The sequence below is a fragment of the Vibrio sp. 10N.222.52.C12 genome, from assembly GCF_041474215.1.
GTDB lineage: Bacteria > Pseudomonadota > Gammaproteobacteria > Enterobacterales > Vibrionaceae > Vibrio > Vibrio crassostreae_C.
The window spans coordinates 1-5,762 of sequence record NZ_JBFRTR010000035.1 but is presented as its reverse complement, the minus strand read 5'-3'; the positions used below and the strand labels follow the sequence as shown (position 1 = coordinate 5,762).

Sequence of the window (5,762 nt, the reverse complement as noted above, 5' to 3'; positions counted from 1 at the left end):
GTGATTGAAAGCGGTGACCTATCCCCTATCTTCAATTGGTTAGAATCGAACATTTGGAGCAAAGGCAGCCTGCTTACTACTGATGATTTGGTGAAAGGCGCAACCGGTGAAACCTTGAATGCGCAATACTTCAAAGACCACCTAAGAAGCCGTTACCTTTAATGGAAAAAATTGATAGAGGCTGATCAGTTTATTGATTCAGCCTTTTTAATCACATTTTCAAAACATACTTAGATTGATTTGAAGGTTTTATCCCTTCATCGAACTTAACAATCACGGAAGATTCTGGTACCTACTAGCACGAAATTGGACAAAAACGCGTTAAACTCAAAACTCTAATTCACTTAACTAATATTAGAAAAAGTATCTTGAAACCTTAAAGCTGAGAGGTTGATACGGCGACGTTGAACAATGAGTCTTAGATCTCTAATCAATCACGTTAGTATGGGTGAAGCCTGAAAGTGATAGACTTAGAAAGCGTATTAATAATAATCAACAAAAGTCTGGTGAGTGTGTTATCTTGGTTGTTATCCCTACCGCTTAGTGGGGACTTCTTTTCTTTTCCGAACTCACATCTCGGCACTCCTTAGTTGCCCTCCTAAGCCTCACCGCAGGCTTTAATTATGTCCATTTCAACCCAAAAGTTAAGAAACATCTTCAAACTCACTAGAATTGAAAATGTAGAAATCAACAACGATGTACCCCATTTCGCACCTTGGTTACCACTTGCTCAGAAAGTAAAACCTGTCATCCCTTCTGCGATTATATATTGCGAAGGTAATTTTGGTAAAATTGATGGTAAAACCGCTAATGGGTTAGTGAGACATTCGTTAAGCTATCGTATTCTATCGGTTATTGATAGTGAGTCTGCTGGCTTAGATGCTGGTGAAGTTCTTGATAACAAAGCCAATGGAATACCTATCCTTGCTAATGCTGAAGAAGCTATCATTCACGCAGAAAGCATTCCTGATTACTTCATTTTTGGCATTGCGCCATCAAGTGGCTTTTTATCTGACTTAGATAAAAGCATAATTTTAAATGCCATGTCACTAGGAATGAACATCGTAAATGGCTTACATGAATTCCTAACCGATGATCCTCTATTTTTAGAAGCCAGCTTAAAGAATAACGTTCGAATATTCGATACTCGCAAACCCAAAAATAAAGGCGATCTGAAAACGTTTATCGGGAAAATACACAACGTTAAATGTCCGAGAATTGCTGTCATGGGGACGGATTGCGCGCTAGGAAAACGAACAACAGCAACAATATTAACGAATGAACTGACTAAAAAAGGCCTTAACGTCGTTCTGATTGCCACCGGTCAAACAGGCATTATGCAAGGCGCACAATACTGCGTTGCACTCGATGCTGTTCCTTCACAATTTTGTGCCGGTGAGTTGGAATCTGTCATTGTACAGGCCTATGAAAAAGAAAACCCGGATCTGATTATTATTGAAGGGCAAGGAGCCTTGAGTCACCCTGCGTTTTCAACCAGCGCTTTTATCTTACGTGGCAGCTGTCCAACGGGTGTGATACTGCAACATGCCCCTAAACGTTTATATCGTAGTGATTTTCCTGATTGCCCAATGCCTTCGATTGCCTCAGAAATCAATCTTATCGAAACGTTTTCTAATACCAATGTTATTGGACTAACACTGAATCATGAAGATATGTCGTTGGATGAAACACGCAGTGTGATAGACAGTTACACTACCGAATTTGGTCTACCTGTTACTGATGTCTTGTCACAACCTGTCGAACATCTGTTGCACATCGTAACGTCAGCTTTCCCTAAAATAGAAAGTAAACTGGCCGAAAAAGGGTGAACTACCCTAGGTTAGACATCGATTGTGGGAAAGTTCACCATAACGCTCAATTCCTGATTACTCAGCTCTCACTGAAAAATATATCCGTTACGCCTGTAACAAAAGCCTTCCTCGGTCACCCTATCATCGCACAAGTTCTTATTGATGCTGGCGCACCAATGTTAGCCGATTCAAGAATCGAAAATCTTCAAAAGATGACTGAATCTGGCATTTCTATCCCCAAAATGCTGATACGTACACCCATGCTCAGTCAAGTGGCGAGCATAATAAAATACAGTGATATGAGTTTAAACTCTGAAGTTGAAGTGATTCAGAGGCTTTCACATGCAGCGGAACAACAAAATTGTCGTCACGATATTATTATTATGGTTGAGCTTGGCGATCTCAGAGAAGGTGTGATGCCTAATCGCGTTATTGATTTTATCCGTGAGATTATTTCTTTACCAAACATCACGATAAAAGGAATTGGTACGAATTTAGCTTGTCGGTATGGTGTCGCTCCAGATGATAAAAATATGAATATTCTTTCTGATCTTGCCGATGGAATTGAAGCTACATTTGGGATCAATCTAGAAATTATTTCAGGGGGTAATTCTGCTTCAGTTAACTGGGCTCTTCAGAGAACAGGCTTAACTCGAGTCAATCACCTTCGTATAGGAGAAGCAATTTTTTTAGGCTGTGAGCCTTTAGAGCACGAAAATATCAAAGGCTTACATACGGATGCGATTTCTTTGACCGCTGAAGTGATTGAATCCAAAATTAAACCGACTTTGCCTTGGGGAAGTCGGGGGTTAAATGCTTTTGGTGAAAAAGAAAACCTTCAAGATAGAGGGGAGGTATCGCAAGCTATTCTGGCATTAGGCCGCCAAGATGTTTGTGTCGGCGGGCTTAAGGCTCCGAATGGGATTAAGATCATGTCTTCAACTAGCGATCACCTTGTCCTTGAATCCTCACAGAAACCACTACTTGTAGGGGAAAAAGTCACATTCAGTTTAGATTACAGTGCGCTCTTATCTTCTATGTCTTCACGTTATATCCATAAATATTTTAAGGCACCTAAAGGGAGAAGAAAGGAAGAAGGAGCGCATAATGCTACGAACAACTGTAATTCTCTTCGTCAGTGTCATGCTTAACGGTTGTCAGATAAGCCCAATAAAATCTAATGGACTTGCCGATTATAGAGCGACAGTTATTTCAAGCCAACTTCCACAAGAGTTAGGCTCAATCACACTCGTAAATGCACAGTCAGAGGGCGATAGTGTCACTCTTGTTTTCGTAAAAAAGAAAACTTTGAATATGGACCGATTAGTAGAAAAAGTCGCCGTTAGTTTTTGTGACAACATCGAAATAAGACCACTATTAGAGAGTGGGATCTCTTATCGAATCATTACCTTAGGAAAAAATGAGAAAGTAGAAAGCCTTAACGTCATTTCTCTAGCTAAGTGCTCTAATTGAATGCTTAGCAGTCGAATGGATAAAAGCCAATACGAGTTGTTCAATGTACTCAATGACACTATTTTATTGAGGTTTGACCGCCTTACGCCTTGGGAAAAAAACTTTATCACAGAGTTACACCATAAGGTCGTAACTAGACAACTCATTTCAATTAAACAAAAACAGCTTGCTTTAAGAATTTCAATGAAAGCTTATAAATCAAAGAAGAAAAACGCGCGTTCCAACGTTTAATTTAAGCTTGTGTATACCTAATCTGTTTAAGGCCATCTAAACCTTGGACAGATTAGTAGTATTTACACTTAATGTATTGAAAATAATCAAGTGTAGCGGTGAATGGGTAACAACTTTCAGCGTAATAGCAATTGAAACACCTAAGTATTTAGGTTCCTTTTCGATTAACACTCAGTACCTTCTGAAAGCAACAATGCATCTTCTAATTCAACCCCAAGATAGCGGATTGTATTATCTACCTTGGTATGACCAAGTAGTAGCTGCACCGCTCGGATATTTTTCGTTTTTGCGTAGACTAACGTCGCTTTTGTTCGCCTCATCGAGTGAGTGCCATACAAGTTAGGATCCAACCCCAGATTAGAAGCCCATCTCCTCACTAAGTATCGATAGTACGAATAGCTAATCGGTTGTTGCTTTCGCCTTTGGCTTGGGAAAATAAAATTGCTGTCATGTAGCGAAGCCATCAAAATCCATTTCATTAGACTCTGTTGAGTTCTTGTCGTTATCTCAAATTGAACTTCAATATCTGTTTTGCGCTGGATATGCTTAACGCGGTTAAATATCCTATCTTGCGAAGATACATCGCAAACTCTGAGAACGAGCAAATCACTTGCTCTAAGTTTGCTATCAATAGCTAAGTTGAGCAACGCAAGCTGCATCAAATTATTTTCAATTTCTAATCTGGTTCTGATCCGCCAAATTTCCTCAAGCCGAAAAGGCTTTTTGACGCCACTTCGTTTCGTTTTGTTGAAAACTACCATGATGACCTCCTTTTTAATTTGGTCATCACGATTGTAGTTGGAAGGAAATGGACAAAAGCGTGTCAGTGATTTTACTAATTTAGTAAACAATGAATTACTACAAGTATATAAAGTCGTTTAATCAACTTCCATGAGTGATGTCAATCTGAGTGATATGTCGGCCAAGCACAGCATTTTTGTGAATCGTTGTATTTTTATCACAGGTTTATCCAATACAGTCCCGCTTTAGACGTAAGAAGCTACGCTGCTATCAATTCATTAGGCGCAACATCTTATGACTATTAGATAAAACCGACATTAACGTTGAACTTTATGAAAACAATACATCAAGGTTTGAACTGGCAACTTAATAAATACGCTTTCATTATGTAATGATTTTACTTACAAAGTGATACTGTCATAGACAAAAGATTCCGCAATAATACGTCAAATGGTATGAGTTAAAACTTATATGGCGGTTCGTATCATTGGTGTTAAGTTTGGCTACACCAATTACGCAAACTAAAAAAATAGTGCAGAAAAGCTTTCGATAACATTAGCTTCAATATTCCAGGGCTGTGTCTATTTTTGCATTGCGATTGGCCATCTTCGATAACATCAAGATGTGGCCTACACTAAAACTTCAGGGTAACCAGCACTCTTTCTTTAACGCTTACCGAACTAGTTGTCCAAATTTAAACAAGTGGACTCGATATGAGAGCAAGTGCGCCTAATGAGAGAGCACTCGTCAATGGAATGAACGTCAGTGTTGAATGCAAAGGCGATAAGATATTGGCCACCATTTTAGCTGATAAGTGATATACAAAATGTAGCTGGCTGAGAACACATTAAAGTTATCTTTAATCACACTCGTCAGCATTCTATCAGGGAGTTTGTTTTGGGTTTTGTGACGGCACTATTGTAAAAATACTATACGTACCCTATTTTTGAATCATCGTGGGCAACGCTTGGAACTAATATTTCTGTCATGGGGGCAGGCAAAAAGGAAACAATAACTTCCATCATCGTTTTTAATTAAGACATACATATACCTTAATTAAAAAAATTGGCGCGTTCTAATATGCGCCAGATAAAGAGATCTATAAGATACTTGAAGAGTCTATGTTAAAAGACAGGAGCAAAAGCGACATTACCATTTTGATAACTCAAGATTAGCTTATCAAGATCCTTACATTGGCCAGTTACTTTTAATGAAACACCTACCCAAGGTAAATAAGCATGAATAAAATTAGCTTTTTAAAAATAAACAATACCATTATCAATGACATTATTGGTCTCTCAGTGGAAGAGTCTCAAAAACAACTCATTGCTAACAACGCAGAGTGGCTTGCAGAAGCCAGTTTTAACGACGATAGTATCAACTATGGTATTTACTTAAACAATAAACCTGCGGGGCTAATCTCTCTGATTGACCCTAGAATACTGGACACACACGATGAACACTTTCAAAAGGAGCATTTATATGTATGGCGCGTCATGATTGACC

At 38.8% G+C, this 5,762-nt stretch carries 5 protein-coding genes and 2 pseudogenes; 6 read left to right on the top strand and 1 reads right to left on the bottom strand.

Features of this window, described 5'->3' with window-relative positions:
• The 5 genes and pseudogenes from AB4623_RS06970 to AB4623_RS06950 all read left to right on the top strand — a co-directional run.
• Positions 1 to 162 (top strand): annotated as a pseudogene (locus AB4623_RS06970) (carboxypeptidase M32); the annotation flags it as partial.
• Positions 163 to 623: 461 nt separating this feature from the next.
• On the top strand, positions 624 to 1,829 hold the full coding sequence (locus AB4623_RS06965; RefSeq protein ID WP_102394470.1) for a DUF1611 domain-containing protein: 1,206 nt from the start codon (positions 624 to 626) through the stop codon (positions 1,827 to 1,829).
• The gene (locus AB4623_RS06960; protein ID WP_065584873.1) at positions 1,826 to 2,962 is read left to right on the top strand and encodes an alanine/ornithine racemase family PLP-dependent enzyme; all 1,137 of its coding nucleotides are present in this window, start codon (positions 1,826 to 1,828) and stop codon (positions 2,960 to 2,962) included. The genes AB4623_RS06965 and AB4623_RS06960 overlap by 4 nt, the downstream gene beginning before the upstream one ends.
• Complete coding sequence (gene gspS2, locus AB4623_RS06955) at positions 2,919 to 3,284, top strand: type II secretion system pilot lipoprotein GspS-beta (RefSeq protein WP_016788065.1); 366 nt, start codon at positions 2,919 to 2,921, stop codon at positions 3,282 to 3,284. The genes AB4623_RS06960 and gspS2 overlap by 44 nt, the downstream gene beginning before the upstream one ends.
• Positions 3,285 to 3,515, top strand: coding sequence for a hypothetical protein (locus tag AB4623_RS06950; RefSeq protein ID WP_065584872.1), 231 nt, complete (start codon positions 3,285 to 3,287; stop codon positions 3,513 to 3,515).
• Between the two features lie 164 nt (positions 3,516 to 3,679).
• Here the strand turns inward: AB4623_RS06950 and AB4623_RS06945 are convergent, their stop codons facing one another.
• Positions 3,680 to 4,276: a tyrosine-type recombinase/integrase gene (locus AB4623_RS06945; protein ID WP_016792302.1), complete on the bottom strand. Its 597-nt coding sequence runs from the start codon at positions 4,274 to 4,276 to the stop codon at positions 3,680 to 3,682.
• 1,218 nt (positions 4,277 to 5,494) lie between these two features.
• Between AB4623_RS06945 and AB4623_RS06940 the strand changes: the two are divergent.
• Positions 5,495 to 5,762, top strand: a pseudogene (locus AB4623_RS06940) (GNAT family N-acetyltransferase); the annotation flags it as partial.